Consider the following 3,135-nt stretch of genomic DNA (forward strand, 5'->3'; position numbering starts at 1 on the left):
TCAGAAGGAAGTACAGAACCAGAAGGAAGTACAGAACCAGAAGCAAGTACAGAACCAGAAGCAAGTACAAAACCAGAAGCAAGTACAAAACCAGAAGCAAGTACAGAACCAGAAGGAAGTACAGAACCTGAAGCAAGTACCGAACCTGAAGCAAGTACCGAACCAGAAGCAACTACAGAACCTGAAGCAAGTACAGAACCAGAAGCAAGTACAGAACCAGAAGGAAGTACCGAACCAGAAGCAAGTACAAAACCAGAAGCAAGTACAAAACCAGAAGCAAGTACAGAACCAGAAGTAAGTACAGAACCTGAAGCAAGTACAGAACCAGAAGCAACTACAGAACCTGAAGCAAGTACAGAACCTGAAGCAAGTACAGAACCAGAAGGAAGTACAGAACCAGAAGGAAGTACAGAACCAGAAGGAAGTACAGAGCAAGCTGTATCGACGAATATCAATGAACAAACGCTACAATCAGTAGACCAAGATCAGAAAAAATTACCTAAAACGGGTGATTACTCACAGCGAGACACTCTTTTGATAGGATTATTGTTAATTCTACTAGCAAGTAGCCTTTATCGCAGAGCGACAACGATTAAGTAATTCAGAGATGAATGCTCGGTTGTTTAGTGAATATAAAGGGCGGAAACGGACAAAAATATATGCTGCTGATACAATAGAACTAAAAGAGGTAGCATATGACTAAAATAATTTTTGTAGATGTTGATGGAACTTTATGTGATCGTGCAGGTGCTGTGCCACTTTCTGCGAAGCAAGCGATTCAAGCAACACGGGCAACAGGAAACAAGGTATTCGTCTGTACCGGACGTTCAAAACCTGAAATAACAGCTGAGATAGTAGGGATTGGATTGGATGGTATTATTGGGGCCGGTGGTGGTTACGTTGAGATAGATGGTAAGGTACTGACGCATAAGCGTATGCCTAAAAAAGCGGTGTTAGCGATTATTTCCTATTTCGAAGAGCATAACATCGGTTACTATTTAGAGTCGAACGATGGTTTATTTGGTAGTGCTAACTGTGTAGCGAGTATCCAAACACAGGTTACAAAGGGTGTAGACACTGATTCAACTAAATATCAGGAACTGATGGCAGAGTTCAATTGGTTTTATGACATTTTAGCACAATCAGTCGGTCGAAAAATTGATTATGCCAATGTTAATAAAATTTCTTTTATTAGTAATGGGCATCCTTTTGAGGCAGTGAACGCACAATTTCAAGCTGAATTCGAAATGCATCATACAACTGTGCCACAGTTTGGTCCTGAAAGTGGCGAAATTAGTGTTAAAGGAATCGACAAGCAAGTTGCAATTAGAGAAACCTTAGCGCATTTAGGCTTAGCCAAAGAAGATGCGGTGGCCTATGGGGATGGTAATAATGACCTTGCAATGTTTGCTGCTGTAGGATATAAGGTCGCGATGGAGAATGGCACAGAGCAATTAAAGAAATTGGCTGATGAAATCACAGCAACAGCCGAAAATGATGGGATTTATCAGAGCTTTTTGAAAAACAAATGGCTGTAACGAGAGGGAGAAAAGTGAAATCAGCTCGTTCAACAGCGTATAAATTGGAAAGGTCGAACTTGCGATTATTTCCCATCGCAAGGAGCGAGCTTGAAATTTACTAGCTGTTAGCTGATTGATCTAGAGGGAGAAAAGTGAAATTAGCTCGTTCAACAGCGTATAAATTGGAAAGGTCGAACTTGGGATTATTTCCCATTGTTGCTGTTTTTCTGAAAGTTGAAAGTTTCTGGCAGTAAACCATGGTGATGGTTTACTGTTTTTTTTTTTGAAATTATCTCGAATTAAAATAAATAAACACTCCCCCCGTGTTATCCATAGTTAAAATTGAAGTGGTGTAGTACTAGCGACAGTTTACATTAAGGGGGATAGCATGAATAAAAGGTTAAAATACGGTGTTGTTTGGACGCTATGTTTATGTTTATTAACATCCTTTCAAATAGAAAGGGTACAGTCACAAACGAATGGAAATGCTGAAAAAACAGGAGTTGCTTTAACGGTTGAACAAAGTAAGCAAATAGAGCAGGGCAAGGAACTGCTAAAAAACGAAGGGAATCCAATTGCTGAAAAAGACGATAAAATAAAGCAAGCAAAGCCAGCGACTAAGGTACTGATTGAATTACAGCAAGAAGCGGCTTGGGCTAAAGAAGGTTATGCGATTCACTTGAAACCAAAGCTGGATACAGCCTTTTCAGCCAATTTACGTTTCCCGACGGGCGTCAACGCCTTAGGCCCTGACATTGGTGATACGATTGAAGGTTATGTCGATTTACCTGTACATGCGATTATGACCTATCGGCAGGCAACCTTCTTTTATGGGTTTAATCGGATACCTGAATACATGCCCTATCATAATAATGTACAGTTCGCCTTTGATTATGATCACAGTGTCTATCGCATCAACGTGATAGCTACTCATTTTCCGAATAGTGAGGGCGCTGAAACACCCTGGAACGACGGTGCTTCGTTAGGTAATACGGCACGTTTTACGCTGAAAATCGAACGCTTGAAACAGACAACAGCAACAGAATTAAAACTACCAACGAAGTTAACTTGGCGTACAACGTATCATCAATTCAATGATATATGGTCGCAATATTATCTTAAAAGTTGGAACTATGGAACTAATAAAACGTATACAGTGCCGTTACAGCCTTCGCCGAAGATTCACGCAAACGATAGTCAGTTGTATCAGTATCAGGTATACCGCCCGGCGGATAATTACAGCGGTGGTACAGGATTAGACGGTAAGCCGTTACCATGGGATGAAACGACGATGAAGGTGACCGGTGATACCGTTAATACGTCAAGACCGGGTAACTACAAACAAATATTAACGTATCATTATTTGTTTAATGGAGTAGCGAAACAAGTGAGTACGACTTATACTGTCACCGTTATACCTGATCAAACAACTGCGGAATTACAAGACGTGTCGTTATATGTCGGTCAAGCATACGATGCAGATGCCCCGTTCAAACGAGTGTTAAATAAAGACGGCCAAGCGATAAACGCGAAGGATGTGCAGTATTACTATGTGAACAATGTGTTGACGAAGGAGTTAGACACCACTAAACCAGGCACACATCAGGTACGAATC

General features: G+C 40.9%; 3 protein-coding genes. All 3 read left to right on the forward strand.

All coding sequences use genetic code 11. From position 1 onward, the window contains the following. A partial coding sequence (locus BCAMP_RS11180) for an LPXTG cell wall anchor domain-containing protein (RefSeq protein ID WP_156921233.1) occupies window positions 1-600 on the forward strand: 600 nt, incomplete at its 5' end. A 95-nt stretch (window positions 601-695) separates the two neighbouring features. After that, window positions 696-1,538 (forward strand): Cof-type HAD-IIB family hydrolase, encoded by an 843-nt coding sequence (locus tag BCAMP_RS11185; protein WP_035315661.1) that lies wholly within the window; start codon window positions 696-698, stop codon window positions 1,536-1,538. Window positions 1,539-1,908: 370 nt separating this feature from the next. Further along, a partial coding sequence (locus tag BCAMP_RS11190; RefSeq protein WP_035315663.1) for a hypothetical protein occupies window positions 1,909-3,135 on the forward strand: 1,227 nt, incomplete at its 3' end.

Source organism: Brochothrix campestris FSL F6-1037, assembly GCF_000525915.1.
Taxonomy (GTDB): domain Bacteria; phylum Bacillota; class Bacilli; order Lactobacillales; family Listeriaceae; genus Brochothrix; species Brochothrix campestris.